Origin of the sequence: Ciceribacter ferrooxidans, from assembly GCF_004137355.1 — a bacterium.
Taxonomy (GTDB): Bacteria; Pseudomonadota; Alphaproteobacteria; order Rhizobiales; family Rhizobiaceae; genus Allorhizobium; species Allorhizobium ferrooxidans.
The window spans coordinates 678,757-705,162 of the sequence record NZ_SDVB01000238.1 but is presented as its reverse complement, the minus strand read 5'-3'; the positions used below and the strand labels follow the sequence as shown (position 1 = coordinate 705,162).

The following is a 26,406-nucleotide window of genomic DNA, read 5'->3' as shown; positions in this document are numbered from 1 at the left end:
TCGCCTCCTCCGAGGGGCCGGCGTGATCAGCGGTCCCGGAACCGGTTGGTGATCGGGTAGCGCCGGTCGCGGCCGAAGTTCTTGCGGGTGATTTTCACGCCGGGCGCCGATTGCCGGCGCTTGTACTCGGCGAGGTAGAGCAGATGTTCGATCCGGTGGACGGTCGCAACGTCATGGCCGCGCGCGACGATCTCTTCGACCGACATCTCCTGCTCCACCAAGCATTCGAGGATGTCGTCCAGCACCGGATAGGGCGGCAGCGAATCCTGGTCGGTCTGGTTCGGCCGCAATTCTGCGGACGGCGCCTTGGAGATGATGTTGGCCGGAATGACCTCGCCCGCGGGCCCCAGCGCGCCCTGCGGTAGGTTCTTGTTGCGCCAGCCCGAAAGCGCGTAGACCTGCATCTTGTAGAGGTCCTTGACCGGATTGAAGCCGCCGTTCATGTCGCCGTAGAGCGTCGCGTAGCCGACCGACATTTCCGACTTGTTGCCGGTCGTCACGACCATGGCGCCGAACTTGTTGGAGATCGCCATGAGGATCGTGCCGCGCGTGCGCGCCTGCAGGTTCTCCTCCGTCACGCCCGGTTCGGTTCCCTCGAAGAGCTCAGAGAGCGCCGAAATGAAGGCATCGACCGGCTCACCGATCGGCACGATGTCGTAGTGGCAGCCGAGCGCCTTCGCGCAGGCCGCGGCATCCGAGAACGAGCTTTCGGACGTGTACCGGTAAGGCAGCATGACCGTCCGCACCCGCTCGGCGCCGAGCGCGTCGACAGCAATCGCCGCGCAGAGCGCGGAGTCGATGCCGCCCGAAAGGCCGATCACCACGCTCTTGAAACCGTTCTTGTTGACGTAGTCGCGCAGGCCGAGCATGCAGGCGCGGTAATCCGCCTCCTCGTTCTCCGGCACATGGGCGATCGGCCGTTCCTCGCAACGCCAGCCGTCGCCACTGCGCTTCCAGGTCGTGACCAAGAGCTCGGCCTCGAACTGGTTCATCTGGAAGGCGAGCGACTTGTCCGCGTTGAAGGCAAAGCTTGCGCCGTCGAAGACGAGTTCGTCCTGCCCACCCACCTGGTTGGCGTAGACGAGCGGTAGTCCGCACTCGATCACCTGCTTCAGGGCAATCTGGTAGCGCACGTCGATCTTCGCGCGGTAATAGGGCGAGCCGTTCGGCACCAGGAGGATTTCCGCACCCGCTTCGGCCAGCGTCTCGCAGACGCCGAGATCTCCCCAGATATCCTCGCAAACCGGGATACCGATGCGGACTCCCCGGAAATTCACAGGACCCGGCATCTCACCGGCAATGAAGACGCGCTTCTCGTCGAATTCGCCGTAGTTCGGCAGGTCGATCTTGTCACGGGTCGCGACGATCTGCCCCCGGTCGAGAACGGCAACCGAATTGTGCCGGCCTTTCTCGCCCTGCCGCGGGAAACCGATGACCACCCCCGGCCCGCCGTCGGCGGTGTCGGCCGCCAGTTGCTCCACTGCCGCGAGGCAGTTCCTGAGGAAGGCTCGCTTAAGCACCAGATCCTCCGGCGGATAACCGGAGAGGAAGAGCTCGGTGAAGAGCACGAGATCGGCGCCGGCGGCGGCGGCCTGGCTGCGCACATCGCGAGCCTTGGCGAGATTGCCGGCGACGTCGCCGACAGTCGGATTGAACTGCGCGATTGCGATGCGAAAAGTGTCGGGGCGGTTCATGGTGTCGCTCATACCTCTCGTTTAACGCGAGCCGGACGCAGCCGCAACGCCACAAGACCAAATCCAGCGCGGAAAACAGCGTGGAACTTTCTCATGAACGGCCGGTTCATCTGGCGTTCATGACAGTTATGTGACAGAGGAACGACAGTTTTCCGACAGCCGCCCAAACTTGGAGAGTGCCTTGGTTGAGATCGTTTCCGATCCGGCTATTTCCATCACGCCCGACAGGGCCGTCGCTTCCGTCGCCGCGAAGGCGAACCGACGGAACGGCTATGCCTGGGCGGCGGTTCGCCTCGGCAATCTTCTGCTTCTCGCCGTCCTGACGGTTCTCACGACGGAGTGGATCGCCCGCGGCAATCTCCATGAAGCCCTGCGCTTCCTGATCGCCACGGACCGTCCCGGCCCGGCAGCGGTCGGCATCCTCTTCCTGCTTTTTGCGGCAACCGATGCGCTTCTCGGTCGCGCCTACCAGTCGGCGCTGGTCCTGGTGCCGCTCGCCGTCATTCCCGCCTTCATATCGGCCCAGAAGCAGCTCTTCCTGTCCGACCCGCTCTATCCGAGCGACATGCTGTTCGGCCGCCAGATCCTGCAACTGCTGCCGGTCATGGTGGCGGCACGGCCTTATTTGGCGGTGGCGATCGGCGGCTGCCTGGTCGCAACCCTGGTCGCCCTCGTCTATCTGTGGTTTTTCGCATGGCGCCGCTTTCCGTCGCTCTCCCGTCCGGCAAAGCTCTTCCGCCTGCTGGTCGGCGTGCCGCTCATCGGCAGCTTCCTCTCGCTGATGGACTATGCCGAATATTCGCCGCTGCGCGACCGCTTGAACATCATTCCGATGATGTGGGACCAGCGTGAGAATTATCTGCACAACGGCTTCCTGCTTGCCTTTGCCTTCAACCTGCCGATGGCGAACGTCACCGCGCCGGAAGGCTACGGGGTGCAGGCGATCGAGGCCATCCCGCAGGGTGCGCCGCTCGCCGCGGCGGATACCGGCGAACATCCTGACGTCATCATGCTGATGAGCGAGTCACTGTGGGATCCGACCCGGCTCGGCAATGTCCGGCTTTCGCCCGACCCCATGCCGACGATCCGCAAGAACGCGTCGGGCAACATCTTCTCGCCGGAGTTCGGCGGGATGACAGCCAATGTCGAGTTCGAGGCGCTGACCGGCTTCTCCAACGCGTTCCTGCCCTACGGCAGCATCCCGTATCAGCAGTATGTCCGCGGTCCGGTCCCGTCGCTCGCCACCTTCTTCCGCTCGAAGGGCTACGTCGCCAAGTCGTTTCATCCGTTCCAGAGCTGGTTCTGGAATCGCGCCAACGTTTATGAATCCTTCGGCTTCGAGAGCTTCCTGTCGGAAGAAAACATGCCGGTGATGGACAAGCGCGGCATCTTCGCCTCCGACGAAGCGTTCACCAAGGAGGTCATGCGCGCGGCCGATCGCACTCAAAAGCCCTTCTTCTTCTTCGGCGTGACCCTACAGGGTCACGGCCCTTACGAGCCGAACCGCTACGCCAAGAACACCATCGCGATCGACGGTCCGACGCTCTCGCCGGCCAGCACGCAGTCGCTGGCGACCTACGCCCAAGGTGTCCGCGAGGCCGACCAGAGCCTGAAGATGCTGATGGACTGGGCAAAGAAGCGCCGTCGCGAAACGATCATCGTCATCTTCGGCGACCATCTGCCGCCGCTCGGAACCGTCTATACGGAAAGCGGCTACATGCCCGACCAGGTGGCCACCCGCTCGGCTCCGCTCGACGTCATGAAGCGCGAACACGAAACGCCGCTGGTCGTCTGGTCCTCGAAGAAGGGCGTGCAGAAGGACCTCGGCTCCATCAGTCCCGCCTTCCTTTCCTATCACGTCGTGAAGCTCGCCGGCTATGAACACCCCTTCTACACCGGCATTCTGGGCGCCGTGCACGAGCGTTATGAAGCAATCGACCGCCATCAGCTGGTCCAGCGCACCGCCGGCGCCGTCCCGGACTGGTCGAAGGCCGGCAAGAAGCTCGACCCGATCGTCCGTGACTACCGCTACCTGCAGCACGACATGATGTTTGGCGACGGCTTCAGCGCGGAGCGCTTCTTCCCCGAACAGGCCGAACGCCTCTCCGGGCCGGCCTCCTGACGGTAATCTGCGGGTCGACGTTTTTCCCCGAACCAGAAAAACGTTGACACACAAAGGATCTATAAATCTCTTAGGAGGAGAAGATGACCTTCTCCGGGCCTTACGGCGCGTCCCCAACGCAAGGTACGGCCCACCCTTTTTCTGATGACGCGCTGATTTTGTTTTCGAGCATCCCATGCGAACCCTTACCCGTGCCGAAATCGTTAGCCATCCGCTGTTTCCTGCCATTGAAAAGCAGATCGCAGACCATCTGATCGGCATCCACCTGCGCACGCCGCGGCTTTCGCGGTTGAAGGCGAGCCACCGCAAATGGCTGATGACGCAGTCGCTCTATGCGCTGAACCTGCAGCGCACGGATGACGATCCGCTCTCGGGCCTCACCGCCACGCGTTTCGTCGAGGTCGTGATGAAAGTCGGCGCGGCGAGCCGCAACACGGCAACCGCCTATCTGGCGGAACTTGTCGCCTACAAGTTCCTGCGCGACGTGCCCGGCGTGCCGGACCGCCGCGTACGGGTCCTCGAAGCGACGGAGCCCAGCAATGCCGGCATGATCAGCTGGTTCACGGCGCATATGGCCTGTCTCGACCGGCTGGACGGTGGCGACCGCGAGGCAACCAGCAACGCAGACCCGCGCATCTTCCGCATCGCCCAGCCCTATGCGGCGGCCAAGCTCGTCGAGCACCCCGACTGGCGCGACCCGCCGGAGACGATCGGACACTTCCTCTGGTCCGATCTCGGCGGCATTGTCCTCCACGACCTGATCTCGCGTATCGACGGATACGATCCGGCGGCCGAAAAAACCTTCGTCGGGCCGACGACGCTGGCGCAGCTTGGAGAAAGCTACACCGTCTCGTCAACGAACCTGAAGCGCATGTTCAAGAAGGCTGAGACGGACGGGCTGCTCGGCTGGGAACTGCCGCGCCGCCGCGGCAGCCTCTGGCTCTCGCGCCGTTTCGTCGGCGACTATTTCCACTGGCAGTCGACGAAGTTTGCGGCGCTGGAGGAGGCGTTCCACCACGCCGTCGAAAAGCTTCGGCGGGAGGACGAACGCCTCGCCAGCGGTCAGTCGCCCATCGGCGCGGACGTCCTTCCCACGGAGAACCTCGGGGCACTGTCGGCGACGTCGTAATAGTCCGCCTTGTCGGCACAGTAGATGTGGTAGCCGAAGCGAAGGCCGGTCGGCTGGTCGAAGGCGCCCGCCATCACGGATAGATAGTCGGCACCGTCCGCCTCCCAGAAGAGCGCAGAACCGCAGGTTCGGCAGAAGCCCCTGCGCGCGGTATCGCTGGAACGGTACCAGCTGACGTTTTCCCCGCCCTCGATCTCCAGTCGGTCCCTGTCGACGTTCGTCGCCGCATAATAGAGACCGGTCTGCCGACGGCATTGCGAGCAATGACAACCGATGATGTCCGCGAGCTCACCCTTCGCGCGGAAACGGACAGCACCGCAATTGCAGCGCCCGTCGCGGACTTGAACCATGAAGACCTCCAGAAACAAAGACCGGGCCAGCTTCACCAAGCCGGCCCGGTCCGTCAACTTCAGTCTTCTTCACCTAGCGATCAGCCGAATTCATCGACCCCACGCCGCAGCGATCAGGCATTCGCAGCCATCATCCGCTTCTCGTCACGTCCACCCTTCATCCGCTCGGCGAGCAGGAAGGCGAGTTCGAGCGCCTGGTCGGCATTGAGCCGCGGGTCGCAGTGGGTGTGGTAACGGTCCTGCAGATCGTCGGCCGTGACTGCACGGGCACCGCCGGTGCACTCGGTCACGTCCTTGCCGGTCATCTCGATATGGATGCCGCCCGGATGCGAGCCTTCGGCGCGGTGGATCTGGAAGAAACTCTCGACTTCCGCCAGCACCCGCTCGAACGGACGGGTCTTGTAGTTGTTGAGCGTGATCGTGTTGCCGTGCATCGGGTCACACGACCAGACGACCTTGCGGCCCTCCCGCTCGACGGCACGGATGAGGCGCGGCAGATGTTCCGCGACCTTGTCGTGGCCGAAGCGGCAGATCAGCGTCAGACGGCCGGCCTCGTTCTGCGGGTTCAGGATGTCGATCAGGTTCAGGAGATCGTCGGCCTGCAGTGACGGGCCGCACTTGAGCCCGATCGGGTTCTTGATGCCGCGGCAGTATTCGACATGGGCGTGGTCCGCCTGGCGGGTGCGATCGCCGATCCAGATCATGTGGCCGGAGGTGGCGTACCAGTCGCCGGAGGTCGAGTCGACGCGGGTCAGCGCCTCTTCATAGCCGAGGAGCAGGGCTTCGTGACTGGTGAAGAAGTCCGTCTCGCGCAGGCTCGGATTGTTCTCGGACGAAATGCCGACGGCCTTCATGAAGTCCATCGTCTCGGAGATACGGTCGGCAAGCTTGCGGTAACGCTCGGCCTGCGGGCTGTCCTTGACGAAGCCGAGCATCCACTGATGCACGTTCTCGAGATTGGCGTAACCACCCATCGCGAAGGCGCGCAGCAGGTTCAGCGTCGCCGCCGACTGCCGGTACGCCATGATCTGGCGTTCAGGGTTCGGAATACGGGCTTCGCTGGTGAATTCGATGCCGTTGATGATATCGCCGCGGTAGCTCGGCAGTTCGATCCCGTCCTGCTTCTCGAAATCGGAAGAGCGCGGCTTGGCGAACTGGCCTGCGATGCGGCCGACCTTGACCACCGGCAACTGGGCGCCGAAGGTCAGGACGACAGCCATCTGCAGGAAGGCGCGGAAGAAGTCACGGATCGTGTCGGCGCCGTGTTCGGCGAAGCTTTCGGCACAGTCACCGCCCTGCAGCAGGAATCCGTTGCCTTCCGCGACGTTGGCGAGTGCCTTCTTCAGGCGGCGGGCTTCACCGGCAAAGACAAGCGGCGGATACTTGGCAAGACGCGCTTCCGCATCGGCAAGTGCTGCCGCATCCGGATAGGCCGGAACCTGCTTGATCGGCTTTTGCCTCCAGCTGTTCGGGGTCCAATTCTGTGCCATGATCGTAACCTAACCTGTTCACGCAGTGCGACGGCCTCCTGCCGTCGAATGGGCGGCTTATAAACTCTTATCGCCGACTTGGAAAGCCGAACTTCGGGCGAAGCCGCGCCTCGCCCATCATGCAGGCGAGACCGCAGGCTGCGTCGTTCGATCGCGACCTGCCCGGCTCCCGCGGAGCGGTACACCGCCGAGGCGGCGCCTCACAAGAAAACTTACATTGACGTAAACGTTAATATCGAGGCATATCGGTGGCCGCGTTGCGCCGAACGGGAGGAGCCAATGTCGAGCGATGCCGCAGTGATCGGGAAGGACATCACATTTGAGGCCGATGACGGCTTTCCGCTGAAAGGAACTCTCTTTGCCGGCACCGGCGAAGGTCCCCTCGCCCTCATCTCGTCGGCCGCGGCCGTACCTCGCGGCTTCTACAATCGCTTCGCGACCTATCTCGTGCAGGACCGTGGCTTCCGCGCCGTTCTAACCTACGATTATCGCGGCGTGTCGGCATCAAAGCCGCCCTCGGGCTGGAAAAGCGAGCCGCTGATGGCGGATTGGGCAGAAAAGGACATGCCGGCCGCCGTGGACGTCCTCGATGCGGTCGCACCCGACCACCCGATGGTCGGCGTCGGCCAGTCCTTCGGCGGGCAGGCGCTCGGGCTCTGCGGCCGGCACCAGCGCTTCCTGCGCTACCTGATGGTGGCGGTGATGTCGGGTCACTGGCGCTACACGAACGTTCCCCTCAAGGTCTTCACAGCGATGAACCTCATCGGCGTACCGCTTGCCATGCTGACCGGCCGCGTACCCGGCTGGATCGGCCTCGGGGAGACCCTTCCCGGCAGCGTCTTCCGCCAGTGGGCGCGCTGGGACCGCAACCCCGAATATTTCTTCGCCGATCCCTCCATGGATGCGGCCCGCCGCTATGGCGAGGTGGAGACGCCGATCCTTGCCATCGGCCTTACCGACGACCCCTGGGGAACCGCGCGGGCACAGCACGCGATCCTGAAGCATTATGTCCGGGCACCCAGGCAGACCGCCTGGATCTCGCCGGTGTCTCCGGACATGCCGATCGGCCATCTGGGCTTTTTCCGTTCCGCCCATCGCGAACGGCTGTGGAAACCGACGACAGACTGGCTGGAGGTCGGAGCGGGTAGCGACTTCGCTGTCGGCGTGGCCGGCACAAAGTAACGGAAACGAATATCCTCAAAGAAACACCGAATTTAACCAGACGTTAATCTCAAGAGCTGAAAGCCTGCGCCCGGACTGTACAATTAACTCTAAAATAATAGGGATGCACAAATTTTGATACAGCCCGGGATGTTGGCCGGGTGGATTACGGTGCGATGAGCGCGCGGATCCTCGAAATCAGGTAGACTGAAATGCATCTTTCACTTGCGCAGTATTTTAGAGATCGTTCGGGAAATTTTGCCACTACGACGGCGCTCCTTGCCCTTCCGCTTCTCGGCACAATCGGCATGGCCATCGACGTCGGTTATGCAATCGAACAGCGGTCGGCGCTGCTTGCTGCCGCCGACGCCGCGGCGATCGGCGCACTCTCGACCCAGTCTGTCGGCGTGCTGGCGGCGATCAACTCCTCCGAGAACGGCACGATCGTCGTCGCAGAGAAGGATGCGCGCAAGCTGTTCGACGGTCAGCTGCCGTCGGGCATGGTCACGAAATTGACGGACCTTTCCATCGACATAACGAAGCAGGACGACACGATGAACGCTGTCGTCACCTTCAAGGCGCAGGTGCCGACGAGCTTCCTGAGGCTTCTCAACCACGATATGATTGAAGTGACCGGAACGGCGACGGCGACCTACAACACCGGCACCTTCATGGACTTCTACATGCTGCTCGACAATACCCCGTCGATGGGTGTCGGCGCGACCATGGCGGACATCGAGACGATGGAACGCCACACCTCGGACAAGTGCGCCTTTGCATGCCACGACGAATCGAAGAGCTACGACTATTACGACCTGGCCAAGGACCTCGGCGTCGCCATGCGGATCGACGTCGTTCGCGAGGCCGTTCAGCAGCTCACCTATAGCGCCACGGATGCAGCACGCTATCCGAGCCAATACCGGATGGGCATCTACACCTTTGGCACCTCGGCAAAGGATACGAAGCTTACGGAGATCTCGACGCTGTCGTCGGACATGAACGCGGTGCGCACTGCAGCGAACGCCATCGACCTGATGTCAATCCCATACCAGAACTACAATCACGACCAGGCGACAGATCTAGACAACGCCTTCAAGAATCTCGAGAAGATCATCAAGAAGGGCGGCAGCGGCAAGAACAAGACCGACCCTGAAAAGGTGGTCTTCTTCGTCTCGGACGGGTTGACGGACAGTGCCAAGGGGTCGTGCTGCACCAAAAAGACGACCGGCACACGCTGTCAGGAGCCGATCGACTATTCGGTTTGCGAGCCCTTGAAGAAGAAGGGCATCAAGATCGCGGCCCTCTATACGACCTACCTGCCCCTGCCCCAGAACTCCTGGTATAATACGTGGATCAAACCGTTCCAGAGCGAGATCGCCGACCGGATGCGCGCATGCGCCTCGCCGGGCCTCTATTTCGAGGTAAGCCCGACGGAGGGCATTACCGAGGCGATGGAAGCCCTCTTCCAGAAGGTCATCGGCACGCCGCGGCTCTCCAGCTGATCGGTGGAATCGACGAGAGTGAGCGCGTCTGTCAGACGCGCTCGCCGTTCCTCACACGGTAGCTCGGGCTGTACATGGTCACGAGCTCTTCTGCCGCCGTCGGATGCACCGCCATGGTCCGGTCGAAATCGTCTTTGGTGCAGCCCGCCTTCAACGTGATGCCGAGAAGCTGCGCCATCTCGCCGGCGTCGTGGCCGAGCACATGCGCCCCGACGACCTTCCGGTCCGCGGCATTGACGATCAGCTTCATGACCATCTTCTCATTGCGTCCCGAGAGCGTCGCCTTCATCGGCCGGAACTGCGCGCGGTAGACCTCTATCTCCGGATAACGCTTGGCGGCCTGCTCCTCGGAAAGGCCGATGGTGCCGATCTCCGGCTGTGAGAAGACCGCGGTGGCTATCAAGTCATGGTCTGGCCGGGTCGGATTGTTCTTGTATTCGGTCTCGATGAAGCACATCGCCTCATGGATCGCGACCGGCGTAAGCTGTACCCGGTCGGTGACGTCACCGAACGCGAAGATCCCCGGCACATTGGTCCGCGAATATTCGTCGACGACGATCGCGCCGCGCTCATTGGTGACGACGCCGGCCACCTCGAGGCCGAGCCCGCTGGTGTTCGGATCGCGGCCGAGAGCCAGCATCACCTGGTCGGCGGTGAGGACATCGTTGTTCTTCGTCGTTACCCGGAGGCCGTCGGCCGGCGTCTTCTCCACCTTCTCGATCACGTCGTGGCAGAGAATGCGGATACCCTTCGCCTCCATCGCCTCATGCAGGCCACGCCGCATGTCCTGATCGAACCGCGACAGGATTTCCATGCCCCGGTAGATGAGCGTGGTGTCGACGCCGAGACCGTGGAAGATGTTCGCGAACTCGACCGCGATATAGCCGCCGCCGGCAATCACGATCGAACGGGGCAGTTCCTCGAGATGGAAGGCCTCGTTGGACGAGATGCAGAGCTCGTGCCCCGGCAGCGAGGCGTGCGGATTGGGTGCGCCGCCGACGGCGATGACGATCCGTTCCGCGGTGACGACCCGGCCGCTCTTCACCAGCCGGACGCTGTTCGGTCCCGTCAGCTCGGCGCGTGTCTCCAGGATTTCCGCCCCTGCGTTCTCCAGCCCCTTGCGATAGAGGCCTTCGAGCCGGCCGATCTCCTTGTCCTTCGCAGCGATCAGCTTCTTCCAGTTAAAGCTGGTTTCACCGACGGACCAGCCGTAGCCCACGGCATCCTCGAAGTGCTCGTGATACTGCGAAGCGTATACGAACAGCTTCTTCGGCACGCAGCCGCGGATGACGCAGGTGCCGCCGAAACGGTATTCCTCCGCGATCGCCACGCGCTTGCCGAGCGAGGCCGCGAGCCGTGCACTGCGCACGCCGCCGGAACCGCCGCCGATCACGAACAGGTCATAATCGAAATCCGCCATCAGAAACTCCTGGAGAACAACAAAAGGCCGGTGAAACCGCCCCCGATATAGGGCGGGTACCAGCCAAAAGAAAAGCCCGGAAGAGCTTCCGGGCTTTGCGAAAACGAATTCGTGATCGCCTTACGGCTTCGGTGCAGCGGCCGGATCAGCGGCGGGAGCCTGCGCGCCGACGACGCTCAGAAGGGCATCGTTGGTCTGCTTTTCGAGGTCGCGGGCAACGCCGGCGGTCCAGATGTCGGCGGCCTTCATCAGTTCGCGGGTGGCAATCGGTCCGTCCTTCAGGAGCTTCTTGCCCGCATCGCTGCTGTAGAAGTCGGAAATCACCTTCAGTTCTTCGGCCGTGAAGGCCTTGGCATAAACCATCGCCGCCTCCTTCTCCAGGTCGCCACGGCGGGCGGCCAGCGAAAGCGCCTGCTTGTCGACCTCGCCGTAGATCTGGTCCTGCAGGTTCGGATAGGCTTGGATCAGCTGCGTCTTGAGACGATCAGCGACAGCGGGGAGGATGTTGTCGAAGCGATCGGTCACACCGAGAACGGTGATCGCGGTCCGCGCGGCCTGCAGGTGCTCCGGAGAAATATCCTGCGCCTTGGCGGAGGCGCCGAGCATGAGCCCTCCGAGAACGACGGCGGCAGACGCAAGACGGCCGAAACCGGAATACTTGATCATGAAATTCAATGCTCCTGTCTAGTATTATGCCTCAAGCACACGCGCGCCGGCCGGACCAGCGATGATGGCGAGCGTTGCCAGATTGATGAACAACCCGTGTTCCACGACGCCGGGGATGGAATTCAATTCTCTCGCCAAGGCCTCTGCATCAGGAATGCGGCCAAAAGATGCGTCGACGATGAAGTGTCCACCGTCCGTTTTGAAAAGTCCGTCGCCGGAAGCTCGCATCTTGAGTTCGCCGGAAAGGCCGAGCCTGGAGGCGGTCTTTTCGATGGCGATGAGGGTAGCGGCCTGGCCGAAAGGATTGATCTCGACTGGCAGTGGGAAGCGGCCGAGCGTGTCGACGACCTTGCTCTCGTCGGCGATCACGATCATGCGCTGCGAGGCCGCTGCGACGATCTTTTCGCGCAGAAGCGCGCCGCCGCCGCCCTTGATGAGGCGCAGCCGCCCGTCCACCTCGTCGGCACCGTCGATGGTGAGATCGAGTTCGGGAAGCTCGTCGAGCGATTTGAGCGGCACACCGAGTTCCACACAGAGCCGCGCGGTACGCTCCGACGTCGGAACGCCTTCGACGCGCAGGCCTGCGGAGACCTTTTCCGCGAGAAGCCGGACGAACTCTTCCGCGGTAGAGCCGGTTCCGATGCCGAGACGCATCCCGTCGCGGACGTGCTCCAGTGCCGCAGCAGCGGCTTTGATCTTCATTTCGCGGGCGTCCATACGCCTTCAGCTCCAGTCTGTTTCGTCGTGAAGCTGTTTACACGGCTCATGGAACAAACGAAAGCCCCCAGCATGCGGCATCGTGGTTGCAATTCGCCTGTCCATGCCATAACCGGCTTTGAGGAGCACCCCTCGTACCAGCGGAGACCCGGATTGACCGCCCCCATCATCGTCTTCGATCTCGACGGCACCTTGGTAGACACGGCACCGGACCTGATCAGCAGCCTCAATCACACCATAGCAGCGGCCGGGCTCGATCCGGTCGGTTACGAGGACCTCACGCACCTCGTCGGACACGGCGCGCGCGCGATGATCGAACGGGCCTTCCGCCTCCGCGGCGTGCCGCTGACGCAGGACGAGCTGGCGCCGCTGCTCGACCGCTTCATCGTTCATTACAAATCGGAGATGCCCGGCGAGAGCCGGCCGTTTCCCGGTCTTGCCGAGGCGCTTGCGAGACTTGCCGAGGCCGGCTACGGCCTGGCCGTCTGCACCAACAAGATCGAGGAACTGGCGATTCCGCTGATCGAGAAACTCGGCCTCGCCGACCGTTTCGCGGTCATCGCCGGCGGAGACACGTTTGCGGTCCGCAAGCCGGACGCTGGCCATCTGACCGGCACCATCGAAAAGGCAGGCGGCGATCCGCGACGCGCCATCATGGTCGGAGACAGCATCAACGACGTGCTCGCCGCGAAGAACGCCGGCATTCCGTCGATCGTCGTGCCCTTCGGCTATTCGGACAAGCCGGTCGAGGAGCTCGGCGCTGACCGGCTCATCAACCATTTCGACGAGCTGACGCCCGCCCTCCTCGAGGAGATGCTTGCGGGGAGATGACCTCCCCGCAGGTCGCGATCAGCTGCGCGCCGAACGGGCTTCGCTCGTAACCGCGAAAGCCTTGCGGGTGTATTCGTCGCGCCCGTAGACGTCGTCGAAATACTCGATGACGCCATCCTTGTTCGGCCATGCCGTGAAATACGAGACATAGACCGGGATCTTTTGCGGCACCTGGACCGCACGGTTCTGGCCGGCGGCGATTTGCGCACCGATGTCCTCGACGGTCGTTCCCATCACCGCGGCGGCCATCCGGCGCGGCTCGGCGAGACGCACGCAGCCATGGCTCAGCGCCCGCATGTCACGCTTGAAGAAGCTCTTCGACGGCGTGTCGTGCATGTAGATCGAATGGGCATTCGGGAAGAGGATCTTCAGCTCGCCGAGCGCATTGTCGCTTCCCGGCGGCTGGCGGACGTCGACATTGTGCGTCGAATTCCAGTCCACGGCGCTCGACGAGACCTTGCGGCCGCCATAGCTCACCTCGTAACCCAGACGGTCGAGGTAGCCGGGATCCTGGCGCAGCTTCGGCAGCATCTCGTTGATGATGATCGACTTCGGCACACCCCAGTACGGGTTGAACTCGACGGTCTCGATCTGGTCGTTGAAGAAGTAGGTCTGGTTCGCCTTGGAACCGACCACGACCCGCATCGACAGTTCCGGACGCCCCTCGTTCACGTAGTAGGCCGTGAAGGCCGGCTGGTTGATGAAGACGTAGCGGGAGCCGAGATCGGCGGGCAGCCAGCGCAACTCCTCCATCGCCACCACGAGCTTCTCGATCTTGGCGGCATTGCTGTCACCCATCAGCGTCCGGATGGTCGCCTTGCCGACGACGCCGTCGGGATGCAGGCCACTCTCCTTCTGGAAGCCTTCGACGAGGGCGACGAGTTCAGGCGTGTATTCCGGCGTCCCCGTATAGGCGGCGAGCGTCGCAGCATGCTCCGTCTTCAGCGCCTCGGAGGCCCGTAGCTTGATCGCGGCGATGACGTTGGCAAGTTCCGGATTGGTGACACCAGGCTTCAGGAGCGTACCCGGGGCAATCGTGATCGTCTGGGACGGATCGCTCTGCTCCGCCTTGAGGCGGACGAGTTCCGCCTGCAGCGCCTGGAACTGCGGATTTGCCGGCATACGACTCTTGAGGTAGGCGCCGACATCGGGGCTGAGCCGCATCATGTTGAGGACCGGCTTGAAGTTAACCGTCTTGCGCTTGATGTCGTGGTAGCCGGAGAGCTTGTTCGGGTCGACGCGACCGCGAACCGTGTCTCCGACATAGGTCAGCGCCTTGATCGACATCGAAAGTTCGAAAGCCATGAGCTCGCGCTGACGGCCAAGCGGGTCCGCGTCCGCAGCCGCCTCGGCCGGTGCCGCGACCAGATAATCCTCGGGGACCAGTCCGACGAGATCCGCTTCGGCGAACGTGGCAAGCGCAGAGCGGGCACGTTCCGTCATACCGTTTTCGCTCACCCAGATCAGCGGACGGCCGGCATTGTAATAGGCCTCGACAGCGGCGGCGATATCGTCAGGCGCACGCGACTTCGTTTCAGAGAGCAGCCGGCGCTGCTCCAACTGCGGATCGACCGGTGCGATGCTCGCGGTCGTCGAAGCGTCGGAACCGGTGACTGCTGGCTGAGCGGCAGCCATGGCGGGCGCGGTGATCGTCACCGGGCGCGTCGCTTCCGGCTTGTAGGTGTAGTAGCGCGGTCCGCTGACCTTCGGCAGCGGTTCGGGATCGGCCACCGGATCGGAGACACCGGGAAGACGCCGGCCGAAGAAGGTATCGTTGCCCCGCTGGCGATTGTCTGCGCCCGGACCGCCGCGCAGCATGTCGAGCAGGGTGATCGCGGCCGCGGGACGCGGCGCAGTACTCAGGGCCGTGAACGCAGCAAATACCGCCGTCAGCGCAATGGTCTTGTATCGGGTCATTCGTTCTCTCAATTTCCAGTCAGGTGCTGCGGCAAGCCGGATTCGCCCATCATCGACGTTTCGCGGACGACTAGCCCAACGGCTCTCCAATGAAAAGGTCGCACGGACTGGTCAGAGCCGTCGGCCCCGTAAAAATTATGTGACTGCCCGCGCGGCGTTCCGGAAAACAGCGCGTATTCTAGTCGAATATATCGTTAATTTTTCCCAAACAACCGACCGGACCGGGTCGTCACCGCAGCACTGCCGCAACCCTGAATGGAAATCTCAGGCGATCGCGGTCGGGGCTGCCTTTCAAATTTGCGTCAGGCGATTGCGCCCGTCGGGCGCCGGACTAGATTAACACCTGAAGGACGCGACAATCTCCGGCAAGAAGGTGGGAGTGATGACGAAGACGCGCACGGAAACCGATACGTTCGGCCCTGTCGAAGTGGCGGGCGACCGCTACTGGGGCGCCCAGGCGGAACGCTCGCGCGGCAATTTCAAGATCGGCTGGGAAAAGCAGCCACTCTCGATCGTACGGGCGCTAGGCATTGTCAAGCAGGCGGCGGCGCGTGCCAACATGGCCCTTGGCATCCTCGATCCGAAGATCGGCAATGTCATTGTCGATGCCGCGCAGGAGGTGATCGAGGGAACGCTCGACGACCATTTTCCGCTCGTCGTCTGGCAGACCGGGTCCGGGACGCAGTCCAACATGAACGCCAACGAGGTGATCTCCAACCGGGCGATCGAAATGCTCGGCGGCGTGATGGGCTCGAAGAAGCCGGTGCATCCGAACGACCACGTCAACATGAGCCAGTCGTCGAACGACACCTATCCGACGGCCATGCACATCGCCTGCGCAGAGCAGATCGTCCACCACCTGATTCCAAATCTCAAACATCTGCACCAGGCCCTTGATGCCAAGACGAAATCCTTCGCCCATATCATCAAGATCGGTCGCACCCACACGCAGGATGCCACGCCGCTCACCCTCGGGCAGGAATTTTCCGGCTACGCGGCCCAGGTCGCCTCGGCGGTCAAGCGGATCGAACTCACGCTATCGGGTCTCTACGAACTCGCCCAGGGCGGCACCGCCGTCGGTACCGGCCTCAATGCGCCGGTCGGCTTTGCCGAGAAGGTGGCGGAGGAGATCGCGACGATCACCGGCCTGCCCTTCGTCACCGCACCGAACAAGTTCGAGGCGCTCGCCGCCCACGACGCCATGGTCTTCGCCCACGGCGCGATCAATGCCGCGGCGGTTGCCTGCTTCAAGATTGCCAACGACATCCGGTTCCTCGGCTCCGGCCCCCGTGCGGGGCTCGGCGAACTGGCGCTGCCCGAAAACGAACCGGGCTCGTCGATCATGCCGGGCAAGGTCAACCCCACGCAGTCGGAGGCACTGACACAGGTCTGCGCCCACATCTTCGGCAATCACGCGGCGATCACCTTCGCCGGCAGCCAGGGCCATTTCGAACTCAACGTCTACAATCCGATGATGGCGTACAATTTCCTGCAGTCGGTGCAACTCCTCGGCGACGCCGCCCGGTCGTTCACCGACAACTGCGTCACCGGCATCGAGGCCCGCGAGGACAACATCAAGAAGGGTGTCGAAAACTCGTTGATGCTGGTGACCGCGCTTGCCCCGGTGATCGGCTACGACAATGCCGCGAAGATCGCCAAGACCGCTCACAGGAATGGCACGACACTGAAGGCGGAGGCGCTCGCAAGCGGGCTGGTCAGCGAAGAGCAATATGATGCGGTCGTACGCCCGGAAAAGATGATCGGCCCCTCCTGACCGTGCGCCCTTTCGCGATCCGGAGACGGCGGCAGGCGCCCGAGGATGTTCAGGACGCGACGGCACCGCAACCTTAGAATCATTGATCTTTGCGACCGGTGCCCGTAAACCACGCCATCCCATCCCATCGCTTCCAAGGTTTTCCGAAAATGGCTGACGATCTTTTCCCGCTTGGCGAAGACAAGACCCCCTATCGCAAGATTTCCTCGGACTACGTGTCCACGACCACCTTCAACGACAAGGAAATCCTCACCGTCGATCCCGAGGGCCTGCGCCTGCTCGCCGAGACGGCCTTCGCCGATATCAACCATCTGCTTCGCCCGGGACACCTGAAGCAGCTCGCTTCGATCCTCTCCGACCCGGAAGCGACCGACAACGACCGCTTCGTCGCCTACGACCTCCTGAAGAACGCCAATATCGCCGCCGGCGGCGTACTGCCGATGTGCCAAGACACCGGCACGGCGATCATCATGGCCAAGAAAGGCCGCAAGGTCTGGACCGAAGGCGGCGACTACGAGGCGCTGGCGCACGGCGTGCGCGATGCCTACGAGAAGAAGAACCTGCGCTACTCGCAGCTCGCGCCCTTGAAGATGTTCGAGGAAAAGAACACCCGCACCAATCTTCCCGCGCAGATCGACATCTACGAGGAAGGCGAGGACGCCTACAAGTTCCTGTTCATGGCCAAGGGTGGCGGCTCGGCCAACAAGACCTACCTCTACCAGGGCACGCCTTCGTTGCTGACCCACGACCGCATGATCGATTTCCTCAAGGAAAAGATCCTGACGCTCGGCACCGCCGCCTGCCCGCCTTATCATCTGGCGATCGTCATCGGCGGCCTCTCGGCCGAAATGAACCTGAAGACGGTCAAGCTCGCCTCGGCCCGCTACCTCGACGACCTCCCGACGGAGGGCTCCGAATCCGGCCACGCCTTCCGTGACCTCGAAATGGAAAAGGAAATCCACAAGCTCACCCAGCAGATGGGCGTCGGCGCGCAGTTCGGCGGCAAGTATTTCTGTCACGATGTTCGCGTCATCCGCCTGCCGCGCCACGGCGCATCCCTGCCGATCGGCCTCGGCGTCTCCTGTTCCGCCGACCGCCAGGCCGTCGGCAAGATCACCAGGGACGGCATCTTCATCGAGCAGCTCGAAACCGATCCGTCGAAGTATATGCCGGAAATCGACGAGAAGGCCCTTTCGTCCAACGTCGTGAAGATCGATTTGAACCAGCCGATGAGCGCGATCCTCGGCGAGCTCACGAAGCACCCGATCAAGACCCGCCTTTCGCTCACCGGCACGATCATCGTCGCCCGCGACCTCGCCCATGCCAAGATCCGCGAACGGCTGGAAAAGGGCGAAGGCATGCCGGACTACATGAAGAACCATCCGGTCTACTATGCCGGGCCGGCAAAGACCCCCGTTGGCTATGCATCCGGCTCCTTCGGCCCGACGACGGCCGGCCGCATGGACAGCTATGTCGACCAGTTCCAGTCGTTCGGCGGCTCGATGGTGATGCTCGCCAAGGGCAACCGCTCACGCGCGGTGCGCGAAGCCTGCAACAAGCACGGCGGCTTCTATCTCGGCTCCATCGGCGGCCCGGCGGCGCGTCTTGCCAAGGACTGCATCAAGAAGGTGGAGGTTCTGGAGTATCCGGAACTCGGCATGGAGGCGGTATGGAGGATCGAAGTCGAGGACTTCCCGGCTTTCATCGTCACCGACGACAAGGGCAATGATTTCTTCCAGGAATTCAAGCTCGACTGAAAATACAACCGGGCAGAAATTAACGGCGGAGCGTCAGACGGCGCTCCGCCGTTCTTTATGTAAAGACGAGATACAAGCAATATCAGCATTTTAAAGAATTTTCTCAAATACCAGACAGCAAGAAACCCGACTATAATTGGGGTTGGTCGAATTAAGCATTTCCAAACAGTTGAAGTTTATCTTAACAAGACGAATCAGGGGATACAGGAAGGGGGGATTTCGCGATGAACACGGGCGTGACGCCGAAGGCGCCGGTTCCGGACATCGCCGCGCAGATTACCTACGCCATGCGCACCATGGGCGTGGCGCCGATCCCGCGTAACTACGAGCTTTTTTACGAAGCCTATATCGGCTCCAATCCCGCACTGACGCGCGAGCTTTCCGCGCTCGGCAGCAAGGCGACGCAGGAAGAACTCGACACGCTCGGCGAACAGTATTTCGGGCGCCACCACCAGTCGCGCATCATGGAGAATGTTCACAGCCGGATCGTGACGGAGCTCGACGGTCTGCTGGGACTGCTGAAGCAGGAGCAGAGTTCGCTCGAGAGCTACAACAAGCTGCTCGGCGAGACATGCACCCGCATCAACAACAAGAGCAAGAACAGCGCCGAACTCCTGCGCAGCGCAATCACGCTCCTGCAGGAAGCGACCGGCGACACCATGGCGCACGGCGAGAAGACCGTCGAGAGCGTCGAGCAGAAGTCGCAGGAAATGGCCGAGGTCCGCAAGGAACTCGACGAATACAAACGCATCGCCAATACCGATTCGCTGACGCGCATCGCGAACCGTCGCGCCTTCGACGAGAAGCTTGCGGCGATCTATGACGGCAGCTTCAACCTGCCGCTGACCGGCCTTGTGCTGGCCGACATCGACCACTTCAAGAAGATCAACGACAGCTATGGTCACCCTGTCGGCGACAAGATCCTCGCGTCGGTCGCGACCGTCATCCGCACGAATGTCCGCAAAGACGTCTTCGTATCCCGCACCGGGGGCGAGGAATTCGCGATCATCGTCGACGGAAACACGCCCGACGAGATCATGCAGATGTGCGAGCGCGTGCGCCAGGCGCTGGAACTGACACCGTTCAAGAATTCCAGGACCGGGGTTAATTACGGACCGATCACGCTCTCTCTCGGTCTGTGCATGGCGAACGCTGCCGAGGATCCGGGCGAGCTCTACGCGAAGGCGGACATCGCCCTCTATTGTGCGAAGAATGCCGGCCGTAACTGTAGCCGGCAGTTCGAGGACGGCATGAAGAAAGATTTCACCAAGAGCTGGCTCATCTACCGTCGTTGACCGCCTACCACATCGTCCCGGCGGCCCGCGCCGGCCATTCCCGGTCATAGGTATCCTTGTCGAAATCCGCTTTCGCCGCCTGCAGCATGTCTCCGGGTGTCGGAAGGCTTTTCGGATCGACAAAGCGGTCGACGTTCCAGAGATCCGCGCGCATGACGGCGCGGGCGCACTGGAAATAGACCTCGCCGACGGTGACGACCACGACGCTGCGCGGGTGCTTGCCTTCCACCTCGAAACTGTCGATCAGCGCCTCGTCCACCGAAACCACGGCCGTGCCGTTCACCCGCACCACACTGTTCGAGCCCGGGATCAGGAACATCAGCGCGACGCGCGGATCCCGCACGATGTTCCGGAGCGAGTCGATGCGGTTGTTGCCGCGCCAGTCCGGCAGAGCGAGACGGCGCTCGTCCTCGATGCGTACCGCGCCGCCGGGATCGCCGCGCGGCGAGCAGTCGAGCCCGTCCTCTCCGATTGTCGCGAGCGCGACGAAGGGCGATGCCTCGATCATCCGCCGATACGCCGGCGTGAGAAAGGACGTGACCTTCACCAGCGAGGCCTCGCCGGGTTCGCCATAACGCGCCACGAGCTCCTCGACGGTACGGATTGTCTTCATCGAAACCTCCGGGGTGGAACAAGCCATCCCGTGTATAGCCGATTTCCTAACAGGATGACGACAGTCGCCGCTCCGGTTCGTCGGCAATTCCTGCGCCGTCGTCAAAGACGAAGGAGGCGATCTCCGCGATGATATCCGGCGCCGCCACGATCCTGCGGTGCCCGAAGCCATTGGCCCACCGGACGGTCACGTGAGGACCGGCTCTTTCGAGGCGGCGGGCGTGTTCGGCGTGCACCTCCTTGTCTTCTTCTGCGTGCAGGACGAGGATCTCGCGGCCGATCCGCGCGGCGATCGGGACGGTGTCGAGCGCATCGACAGGACAACCCGCAACCGCCTCGGCGCGCTTCACCATGGCCCGACGGACGGAGGGGCGCAGCTTCAGCATCCCGCAGAAGCCGTCGATCACCCAGTGTATGTTGCTCGGCGCGGCAAGGAGCACCACCCTGCCCGGCTCAAAGCGACAGGCGCCGGGAAAGATGCCGCCGATCGCAGTCATTACCGAAGCCCCGCCGAAGGAATGGCCGATCGCAACGTCGAAGAAGCCGAGCCGCTCCTGAACGGCGCAGATCGCCTCCGCCGCAAGCCGCAGGTTCAGATGCCGCCCCGAGGAATGCCCGTGTCCCGGCAGATCGAGCAGCACCACTTCGGCCCCTGCCTTGTGAAGGTCGGCGGCGAGCCGCGCCAGATATTCCGCGCGAGAGCCCCAGCCGTGGACGATGAGCACACGGGGCGCATCGGCCGATGCGGCACCAAGGCGGCGGGCCGCCACCGCGCCCCGGGAGACCGGCAGCACGATTCGTTCGGCTCCCGCCAGTTGCTCGGCGCCGGTGGCGAGGGCGGAGGCCGCCTTGCCGTCTTTCGGCCGACGGGGTGGCGTGCGGCAGAAGAGCGAGAAAGCCAGTCGCCCTGAAAGACCGGGCGACAGAAGACCGGCGAGCGAGAAGCCGAAACGGGTGACCTCGAGCGCGAAGGATGCCATATTGGGATTCTCCAACGATGTTCAATGCTGAACAATAAAAGTACAACGATGAACAAAAATCAATCCCTTCCGTGGGACCATCCGCGTTTTCGAAGCTGGATCGCCGTCGGCCGTGCTTGCCAGATGATGCAGACGGCGCTCGGACGGGCCCTGGCGCCGCTCGATATCAAGACCCCGCATCTCGACATCCTCATCAATCTCTATCGACATGAAGGGATTTCGCAGCAGGAGTTGGCGCGCAAACTGCTGGTCGGCCGCTCGAACATGAGCATGCTGCTGCCCCAGATGGAAAAGCGCGGACTGATTTCGCGGCGCGACGATCCGAAGGACAAGCGCGTATTGCGCCTGTTCCTGACCGAGAATGGTCGCGACGTCACCGAACGCGCCATGACGATCCAGACCGAACTGATCGAAAGAACGCTTTCGGTGACGCCGATCGACCAGTGCCTCGCCATGGCCGAGTCGATGGAGCTCCTGATTGCCCGGCTGCAGGCTGAGGAAGAAACCGCCGGCTAGTCCCGCGGGCTGTTCAGGCCGCCCGTTTTTCGCCGACAACCCGTTCGAGCCGCCGGTCGGGCACGATCCACATCAATGCGACCAGGGCGTAGAGCGCGTAAGAGATCATGGGCATGACGAAGGCGAGGCCGATCGCCGCCAGATAGATGACCGGCGAAATCAGGCCTTTGACATCGCGACCGAGTGCGGCCCTGAGTTCATCACGGCGACCCGACGACGAAATGATCTGTATCTGAAGAATTTTGTACGCGATGGCGGCCATCAGCATGACGAAGCCGTAGCAGGCGGCCGGCATCGCCGAGCCGTGGGACTCACCCACCCATCCGGTGGCGAACGGTACAAGCGACAGCCAGAACAGGAGGTGCATGTTGGCCCACATCTCGCGCGCCGTGGCGCGGGTACCGAAGGTCAGCAGATGGTGATGGTTGTTCCAGTAGATCCCCACGTAAACAAAGCTCAACACATAGCTCAGGAACACCGGCAGCAGCGGAACAATCGCCGAGAGCTCTGCACCATGGGGTATTTTAAGTTCCAGCACCATGATCGTGATCACGATCGCAAGAACGCCGTCGCTGAATGCCTCTAGCCGTGCGGTATTCATTCCACTGCCCCTCTCTCGCTTTTACAGACGATCCCGGCTCAGTCCCTTCTCGGAAAGCTTGCGCTCGTATTCGGCGAAGAGCTCGCCGCCCCTCTGCCCGAGTTCCCGCAGATAGGACCAGGTGAAGATACCGCTGTCATGACCGTCGTCGAAGGCGATACGCACGGCGTAGTTGCCGGTCGGATGAACTGCGGTGATGGACACATTGCGTTTACCGGGTACCGTCACCTCCTGTCCCGGGCCGTGGCCCTTGACTTCCGCAGAGGGTGACAGAACCCGGAGCATCTCTGCCGGCAATGCGAAGGACGCGCCGTCGTCGAAGGCGACCGACAATTGCCGGCGGTCTTTGGAAACCTTCAGTTCGGTCGGCCAGAAATCACTCATGATCGATAGTCCCCGCGTTGCTGGAAAGAAGAACTAAGCGGCGCCTCCGGCCTGTGCAAGCCATTTTGCCGCGATCCTGCCCGAGTTGATTGCTTGACGAGACGCAAGGTTGTCACCAGATTATCCTCAAAACGGAGGAGACGCCTTGAACTACAGTCCCGGCTCGCTCGGAAAGGCCACAGGCCCGGCGCCCGATAGCGCGCCCATGATCGACCCGTTCGGCCGCATGGTCTCCTATCTGCGTGTGTCGGTCACCGACCGTTGCGATTTCCGCTGCACCTATTGCATGGCGGAAAACATGAACTTCCTGCCGAAGAAGGACCTCCTCACGCTGGAGGAGCTCGACAGGCTCTGTTCGGCCTTCATCGCGAAGGGCGTGCGCAAGCTGAGGCTCACCGGCGGAGAGCCGCTGGTGCGCAAGAATATCATGTTCCTCATCCGGAACCTCGCAAGGCATCTGGAGAGCGGAGCCCTCGACGAGCTCACGCTGACGACCAACGGCTCGCAGCTCGCCCGTTTCGCCGCCGAACTCGCCGACTGTGGCGTCCGGCGCATCAACGTCTCGCTAGATACCCTCGATCCGCGGAAATTCGCCGAGATCACCCGCTGGGGCGACTTCGCCAAGGTAATGGAGGGCATCGAGGCGGCACAGAAGGCAGGCATTCGCGTCAAGCTCAACGCCGTCGCGTTGAAGGACTTCAACGAGGACGAGATTGCGGACCTGCTGCGCTACGCCCACAGCAACGGCATGGACCTGACGTTGATCGAAACCATGCCGATGGGCGAGACCGGCGAGGACCGGACGGACCGGTACCTGCCGCTTTCGACCGTGCGGCAGCGGCTGGAGACGCAGTTCACCCTCTCCGATATTCCCTATCGCACCGGCGGCCCGGCCCGCTATGTCGAGGTGAAGGAAACCGGCGGACGACTCGGCTTCATCACGCCGCTCACCCATAACTTCTGCGAAAGCTGCAACCGGGTGCGCCTCACCTGCACCGGCACGCTCTACATGTGCCTCGGCCAGGACGATGCGGCCGACCTCAGAGCAGCGTTGCGAGCCTCGGACGACGATACCCTGCTTGCAGCAGCGATCGACGAGGCCATCTCGCGCAAGCCGAAGGGTCATGACTTCATCATCGATCGCGACCATCGCCGTCCCGCCGTCGCCCGCCATATGAGCGTGACCGGCGGCTGATCCGCCGCGTTCCGCCAGCCATTTCTTCTCCGCCGCGACGCCCGTGATCGCAACATGCAAGCAAATTCGAATTTGATGTTGCACGACGCCGCATTGCCGTGTCCTCTCCACGGCGTGACGATTTCGCAGATTCGCCGGCGGGCGGTCCGCGCTCTCCGTCGCGGAAGAACACCTCCAGGTCCTGGGGGCGAATCCCCTCCCCGGAAAGATATGGAATGAAACTGTCCAGGAATACCACGGGCGCCATCCTGATGATGATGTCGATGGCAGGCTTCACCTGCAACGATGCCGTCATCAAGGCGGTGACGCCGTACATGAATGTCGGGCAGATCATGCTGATTCGCGGGGTGATGACGAGCGTGCTCGTCTACATAATCGCCCGTCGCATGAACGCGCTCGACCATATCCGCACGCTCTTCCAGCCGATGGTGGCGCTGCGCGTCCTCTTCGAGGTGACGGCGGCGATCGCCTATCTCTCGGCACTCGGACAGATCCCGCTCGGCAACGCCGCATCCATCCTGCAATCGCTGCCGCTCGCCGTCACCCTCGGGGCGGCCCTCTTCCTCGGCGAGCCGGTCGGCTGGCGCCGCTGGACGGCGATCATCGTCGGCTTCATCGGCGTCATGATCATCATCCGGCCGGGTCCTGAAGGCTTCACGCTCGCCTCCCTCTACGTCGTCGGCAGCGTGTTTTCCGCCGCCGCCCGCGATCTCGTGACGAAGCGCATTCACGCGGGCGTGTCGTCGCTCAGCGTCACGCTCTTTTCAGCGGCAGGAAATGCAGTGGCGGGCGCCCTGCTCGTCCAGCCATTCGGCGGGTGGCAGCCGATGACCGGCGAATTGTTCGGGCTTCTCGCGCTCGCCTCCGTACTCGTCTTCATCGGCTATCAGGCGATCATCATGGCAATGCGCACCGGCGAGATATCCTTCATCGCACCGTTCCGCTATACCAGCCTCCTCTGGGCGGTGGGCCTCGGGCTCGTCGTCTTCGGCGAAGTGCCGGACGTCTGGATGATGACCGGTACTGCGATCGTCATCGCGTCGGGTCTTTATGCCTTCTACCGCGAGAACAAGCGAAAGGCCGACGGATGACCAGACCACCCGGTATCATTCTCGCGGGCGGTCTCTCCCGCCGCATGGGCGAGAACAAGGCGACCGTACTGCTCGGCCGCAAGATGATGATCCGGCATGTCGTTGAAAGGTTGGCCCCGCAGGTTTCGTCGCTCGCCGTCAACGCCCCCGAGGGCGCCGATGCCGCGCTCGGGTTGCCGCTCGTGCCGGACACCATCTCCGGCCATCCGGGACCGCTCGCGGGTGTGCTCGCCGGCCTGCGTCATGCCGAAAACCTGATGCCGAAGCCACGGCATATCGTGACGGCACCGGCGGATACGCCGTTCCTTCCGCCTGATCTCGTGGAACGACTGGAGGCCGCCCTGCCCGCGGACGACGCCATCGTCGTCGCCTCGTCCGCAGGACGCTGGCATCCGGTGGTCGCGCTCTGGCCGCTTACGCTTGCCGACGATCTCGAGGAATGGCTGGCAGATCCCGGAAATCGCAAACTTCAAGTGTTCATCGCGCGCCACACGTCGACGGCCGTCGATTTTCCGCCGATCGCAACGAAACATGGGCTGCTCGATCCGTTCTACAACGTCAACACGCCCGACGAACTCGCCTTCGCGAAAGCCTTTCTGGAGGAGGAAGACGGATGACCGCAACGCCAAGAATCTTCGGCATTTCCGGCTGGAAGAATTCCGGCAAGACGGGCCTCGCCGTCCGCCTCGTCGCCGAGTTCACCCGGCGCGGCTACCGGATCTCGACGATCAAACACGCCCACCACGACTTCGACATCGACAAGGTCGGCGCCGACAGCTACCGCCACCGCGAGGCGGGTGCCCATGAAGTGACGATCGTTTCTGGAACGCGCTATGCCATCATGCACGAGCTGCGCGGCGCACCGGAACCGAGCTTCGCGGACATCCTGGCACGGATTGCACCCTGCGATCTCGTGCTGGTCGAGGGATACAAGCGCGAACCGATTCCGAAGATCGAAGCGCGACGGCTCGACGCGACAAGCCGCGAACCGCTCGCGCCCACCGATCCGTACATCGTCGCGATTGCCGCCGATCATCCCGTGACCGACACTGCCTTGCCGCTGTTCGACCTCGACGACACGATTGCGATCGCTGATTTCGTCACCCGCGTCACCGGCCTGCCACCACGTTCCCCCGCAGCCGCCTGAACAGACGAAAGGGCCGCCGGCGGATGCCGGCGGCCCTTCCTTTTGTCTTCCCGTA

24 protein-coding genes are annotated in these 26,406 nt (G+C 62.7%); 13 read left to right on the top strand and 11 right to left on the bottom strand.

The genetic code is table 11. The features are described 5' to 3' along the window. Nucleotides 1-26: 26 nt before the first annotated feature. A complete protein-coding gene (locus EUU22_RS14355) occupies nt 27-1,694 on the bottom strand; it encodes an NAD+ synthase (RefSeq protein WP_439329151.1) in 1,668 nt (555 codons plus the stop codon). A gap of 181 nt (nt 1,695-1,875) precedes the next feature. Here EUU22_RS14355 and EUU22_RS14350 point away from each other — a divergent pair, with 181 nt between their 5' ends. Together EUU22_RS14350 and EUU22_RS14345 are read left to right on the top strand one after the other, a co-directional pair. Then, the gene (locus EUU22_RS14350) at nt 1,876-3,816 is read left to right on the top strand and encodes an LTA synthase family protein (RefSeq protein ID WP_439329150.1); all 1,941 of its coding nucleotides are present in this window, start codon (nt 1,876-1,878) and stop codon (nt 3,814-3,816) included. A 175-nt stretch (nt 3,817-3,991) separates the two neighbouring features. Next, the gene (locus tag EUU22_RS14345; protein ID WP_245485039.1) at nt 3,992-4,945 is read left to right on the top strand and encodes a hypothetical protein; all 954 of its coding nucleotides are present in this window, start codon (nt 3,992-3,994) and stop codon (nt 4,943-4,945) included. Here EUU22_RS14345 and EUU22_RS14340 read toward each other — a convergent pair. Both EUU22_RS14340 and EUU22_RS14335 read right to left on the bottom strand, forming a co-directional pair. Next, nucleotides 4,879-5,295: a GFA family protein gene (locus EUU22_RS14340; protein WP_129332649.1), complete on the bottom strand. Its 417-nt coding sequence runs from the start codon at nt 5,293-5,295 to the stop codon at nt 4,879-4,881. The genes EUU22_RS14345 and EUU22_RS14340 overlap by 67 nt on opposite strands. 113 nt (nt 5,296-5,408) lie before the next feature. Continuing rightward, on the bottom strand, nt 5,409-6,785 hold the full coding sequence (locus tag EUU22_RS14335) for a class II 3-deoxy-7-phosphoheptulonate synthase (RefSeq protein ID WP_129332648.1): 1,377 nt from the start codon (nt 6,783-6,785) through the stop codon (nt 5,409-5,411). 279 nt (nt 6,786-7,064) lie between these two features. On the opposite strand from EUU22_RS14335, the gene EUU22_RS14330 reads away from it, so the two are divergent. Together EUU22_RS14330 and EUU22_RS14325 are read left to right on the top strand one after the other, a co-directional pair. Further along, nucleotides 7,065-7,967, top strand: a complete 903-nt coding sequence (locus tag EUU22_RS14330) for an alpha/beta hydrolase family protein (RefSeq protein WP_129332647.1) — start codon at nt 7,065-7,067, stop codon at nt 7,965-7,967. Nucleotides 7,968-8,158: 191 nt separating this feature from the next. Then, complete coding sequence (locus tag EUU22_RS14325) at nt 8,159-9,448, top strand: vWA domain-containing protein (RefSeq protein WP_129332646.1); 1,290 nt, start codon at nt 8,159-8,161, stop codon at nt 9,446-9,448. A gap of 31 nt (nt 9,449-9,479) precedes the next feature. Here the strand turns inward: EUU22_RS14325 and gor are convergent, their stop codons facing one another. The 3 genes from gor to rpiA form a co-directional block, all read right to left on the bottom strand. After that, complete coding sequence (gor, locus tag EUU22_RS14320) at nt 9,480-10,868, bottom strand: glutathione-disulfide reductase (RefSeq protein WP_129332645.1); 1,389 nt, start codon at nt 10,866-10,868, stop codon at nt 9,480-9,482. A gap of 120 nt (nt 10,869-10,988) precedes the next feature. Continuing rightward, nucleotides 10,989-11,534, bottom strand: coding sequence for a DUF2059 domain-containing protein (locus EUU22_RS14315; RefSeq protein ID WP_129332644.1), 546 nt, complete (start codon nt 11,532-11,534; stop codon nt 10,989-10,991). Between the two features lie 24 nt (nt 11,535-11,558). Next, nucleotides 11,559-12,251, bottom strand: a complete 693-nt coding sequence (rpiA, locus tag EUU22_RS14310; protein ID WP_129332643.1) for a ribose-5-phosphate isomerase RpiA — start codon at nt 12,249-12,251, stop codon at nt 11,559-11,561. Between the two features lie 153 nt (nt 12,252-12,404). Here rpiA and EUU22_RS14305 point away from each other — a divergent pair, with 153 nt between their 5' ends. Beyond that, the gene (locus EUU22_RS14305) at nt 12,405-13,082 is read left to right on the top strand and encodes an HAD family hydrolase (protein ID WP_245485037.1); all 678 of its coding nucleotides are present in this window, start codon (nt 12,405-12,407) and stop codon (nt 13,080-13,082) included. 18 nt (nt 13,083-13,100) lie between these two features. Here EUU22_RS14305 and EUU22_RS14300 read toward each other — a convergent pair whose 3' ends face one another. Beyond that, nucleotides 13,101-14,999, bottom strand: coding sequence for a L,D-transpeptidase family protein (locus EUU22_RS14300; RefSeq protein ID WP_129332641.1), 1,899 nt, complete (start codon nt 14,997-14,999; stop codon nt 13,101-13,103). A 382-nt stretch (nt 15,000-15,381) separates the two neighbouring features. On the opposite strand from EUU22_RS14300, the gene fumC reads away from it, so the two are divergent. The 3 genes from fumC (at nt 15,382) to EUU22_RS14285 (ending at nt 19,825) form a co-directional block, all read left to right on the top strand. After that, on the top strand, nt 15,382-16,773 hold the full coding sequence (gene fumC, locus EUU22_RS14295; protein ID WP_129332640.1) for a class II fumarate hydratase: 1,392 nt from the start codon (nt 15,382-15,384) through the stop codon (nt 16,771-16,773). 149 nt (nt 16,774-16,922) lie between these two features. Further along, nucleotides 16,923-18,530, top strand: coding sequence for a fumarate hydratase (locus EUU22_RS14290; protein ID WP_129332639.1), 1,608 nt, complete (start codon nt 16,923-16,925; stop codon nt 18,528-18,530). Between the two features lie 224 nt (nt 18,531-18,754). Continuing rightward, nucleotides 18,755-19,825 (top strand): GGDEF domain-containing protein, encoded by a 1,071-nt coding sequence (locus tag EUU22_RS14285; RefSeq protein WP_129332638.1) that lies wholly within the window; start codon nt 18,755-18,757, stop codon nt 19,823-19,825. A 4-nt stretch (nt 19,826-19,829) separates the two neighbouring features. Here EUU22_RS14285 and EUU22_RS14280 read toward each other — a convergent pair whose 3' ends face one another. Beyond that, complete coding sequence (locus EUU22_RS14280; protein ID WP_129332637.1) at nt 19,830-20,438, bottom strand: pyridoxamine 5'-phosphate oxidase family protein; 609 nt, start codon at nt 20,436-20,438, stop codon at nt 19,830-19,832. Between the two features lie 46 nt (nt 20,439-20,484). Beyond that, nucleotides 20,485-21,417, bottom strand: a complete 933-nt coding sequence (locus EUU22_RS14275; RefSeq protein WP_129332636.1) for an alpha/beta hydrolase — start codon at nt 21,415-21,417, stop codon at nt 20,485-20,487. Between the two features lie 48 nt (nt 21,418-21,465). On the opposite strand from EUU22_RS14275, the gene EUU22_RS14270 reads away from it, so the two are divergent. Beyond that, complete coding sequence (locus EUU22_RS14270) at nt 21,466-21,933, top strand: MarR family winged helix-turn-helix transcriptional regulator (protein ID WP_129332635.1); 468 nt, start codon at nt 21,466-21,468, stop codon at nt 21,931-21,933. 13 nt (nt 21,934-21,946) lie between these two features. On the opposite strand, the gene EUU22_RS14265 is transcribed toward EUU22_RS14270, so the two are convergent. Beyond that, nucleotides 21,947-22,534 carry a TMEM175 family protein gene (locus tag EUU22_RS14265; protein WP_129332634.1) on the bottom strand — a complete coding sequence of 196 codons (588 nt, stop codon included), beginning with the start codon at nt 22,532-22,534 and terminating at the stop codon, nt 21,947-21,949. A gap of 21 nt (nt 22,535-22,555) precedes the next feature. Then, the gene (locus tag EUU22_RS14260) at nt 22,556-22,918 is read right to left on the bottom strand and encodes a gamma-butyrobetaine hydroxylase family protein (protein WP_129332633.1); all 363 of its coding nucleotides are present in this window, start codon (nt 22,916-22,918) and stop codon (nt 22,556-22,558) included. A gap of 205 nt (nt 22,919-23,123) precedes the next feature. On the opposite strand from EUU22_RS14260, the gene moaA reads away from it, so the two are divergent. From moaA to mobB, 4 genes are all read left to right on the top strand, one after another. Further along, nucleotides 23,124-24,113: a GTP 3',8-cyclase MoaA gene (moaA, locus tag EUU22_RS14255; protein ID WP_439329153.1), complete on the top strand. Its 990-nt coding sequence runs from the start codon at nt 23,124-23,126 to the stop codon at nt 24,111-24,113. A 215-nt stretch (nt 24,114-24,328) separates the two neighbouring features. After that, nucleotides 24,329-25,204 carry a DMT family transporter gene (locus EUU22_RS14250; RefSeq protein ID WP_129332631.1) on the top strand — a complete coding sequence of 292 codons (876 nt, stop codon included), beginning with the start codon at nt 24,329-24,331 and terminating at the stop codon, nt 25,202-25,204. Further along, nucleotides 25,201-25,821, top strand: coding sequence for a molybdenum cofactor guanylyltransferase MobA (gene mobA, locus EUU22_RS14245; RefSeq protein WP_129332630.1), 621 nt, complete (start codon nt 25,201-25,203; stop codon nt 25,819-25,821). The genes EUU22_RS14250 and mobA overlap by 4 nt, the downstream gene beginning before the upstream one ends. Continuing rightward, nucleotides 25,818-26,351, top strand: a complete 534-nt coding sequence (gene mobB, locus EUU22_RS14240; protein ID WP_129332629.1) for a molybdopterin-guanine dinucleotide biosynthesis protein B — start codon at nt 25,818-25,820, stop codon at nt 26,349-26,351. The genes mobA and mobB overlap by 4 nt, the downstream gene beginning before the upstream one ends. Nucleotides 26,352-26,406: the final 55 nt, after the last annotated feature.

Excerpts from the sequence above, each read along its gene's own strand:
- EUU22_RS14355 (WP_439329151.1), bottom strand. The coding sequence starts at position 1,694 with ATGAACCGCCCCGACACTTTTCGCATCGCAATCGCGCAGTTCAATCCG.
- EUU22_RS14345 (WP_245485039.1), top strand. The coding sequence starts at position 3,992 with ATGCGAACCCTTACCCGTGCCGAAATCGTTAGCCATCCGCTGTTTCCT.
- EUU22_RS14340 (WP_129332649.1), bottom strand. The coding sequence starts at position 5,295 with ATGGTTCAAGTCCGCGACGGGCGCTGCAATTGCGGTGCTGTCCGTTTC.
- EUU22_RS14335 (WP_129332648.1), bottom strand. The coding sequence starts at position 6,785 with ATGGCACAGAATTGGACCCCGAACAGCTGGAGGCAAAAGCCGATCAAG.
- EUU22_RS14330 (WP_129332647.1), top strand. The coding sequence starts at position 7,065 with ATGTCGAGCGATGCCGCAGTGATCGGGAAGGACATCACATTTGAGGCC.
- EUU22_RS14325 (WP_129332646.1), top strand. The coding sequence starts at position 8,159 with ATGCATCTTTCACTTGCGCAGTATTTTAGAGATCGTTCGGGAAATTTT.
- gor (WP_129332645.1), bottom strand. The coding sequence starts at position 10,868 with ATGGCGGATTTCGATTATGACCTGTTCGTGATCGGCGGCGGTTCCGGC.
- EUU22_RS14315 (WP_129332644.1), bottom strand. The coding sequence starts at position 11,534 with ATGATCAAGTATTCCGGTTTCGGCCGTCTTGCGTCTGCCGCCGTCGTT.
- rpiA (WP_129332643.1), bottom strand. The coding sequence starts at position 12,251 with ATGGACGCCCGCGAAATGAAGATCAAAGCCGCTGCTGCGGCACTGGAG.
- EUU22_RS14300 (WP_129332641.1), bottom strand. The coding sequence starts at position 14,999 with ATGACCCGATACAAGACCATTGCGCTGACGGCGGTATTTGCTGCGTTC.
- fumC (WP_129332640.1), top strand. The coding sequence starts at position 15,382 with ATGACGAAGACGCGCACGGAAACCGATACGTTCGGCCCTGTCGAAGTG.
- EUU22_RS14290 (WP_129332639.1), top strand. The coding sequence starts at position 16,923 with ATGGCTGACGATCTTTTCCCGCTTGGCGAAGACAAGACCCCCTATCGC.
- EUU22_RS14285 (WP_129332638.1), top strand. The coding sequence starts at position 18,755 with ATGAACACGGGCGTGACGCCGAAGGCGCCGGTTCCGGACATCGCCGCG.
- EUU22_RS14280 (WP_129332637.1), bottom strand. The coding sequence starts at position 20,438 with ATGAAGACAATCCGTACCGTCGAGGAGCTCGTGGCGCGTTATGGCGAA.
- EUU22_RS14275 (WP_129332636.1), bottom strand. The coding sequence starts at position 21,417 with ATGGCATCCTTCGCGCTCGAGGTCACCCGTTTCGGCTTCTCGCTCGCC.
- EUU22_RS14270 (WP_129332635.1), top strand. The coding sequence starts at position 21,466 with ATGAACAAAAATCAATCCCTTCCGTGGGACCATCCGCGTTTTCGAAGC.
- EUU22_RS14265 (WP_129332634.1), bottom strand. The coding sequence starts at position 22,534 with ATGAATACCGCACGGCTAGAGGCATTCAGCGACGGCGTTCTTGCGATC.
- EUU22_RS14260 (WP_129332633.1), bottom strand. The coding sequence starts at position 22,918 with ATGAGTGATTTCTGGCCGACCGAACTGAAGGTTTCCAAAGACCGCCGG.
- moaA (WP_439329153.1), top strand. The coding sequence starts at position 23,124 with ATGATCGACCCGTTCGGCCGCATGGTCTCCTATCTGCGTGTGTCGGTC.
- EUU22_RS14250 (WP_129332631.1), top strand. The coding sequence starts at position 24,329 with ATGAAACTGTCCAGGAATACCACGGGCGCCATCCTGATGATGATGTCG.
- mobA (WP_129332630.1), top strand. The coding sequence starts at position 25,201 with ATGACCAGACCACCCGGTATCATTCTCGCGGGCGGTCTCTCCCGCCGC.
- mobB (WP_129332629.1), top strand. The coding sequence starts at position 25,818 with ATGACCGCAACGCCAAGAATCTTCGGCATTTCCGGCTGGAAGAATTCC.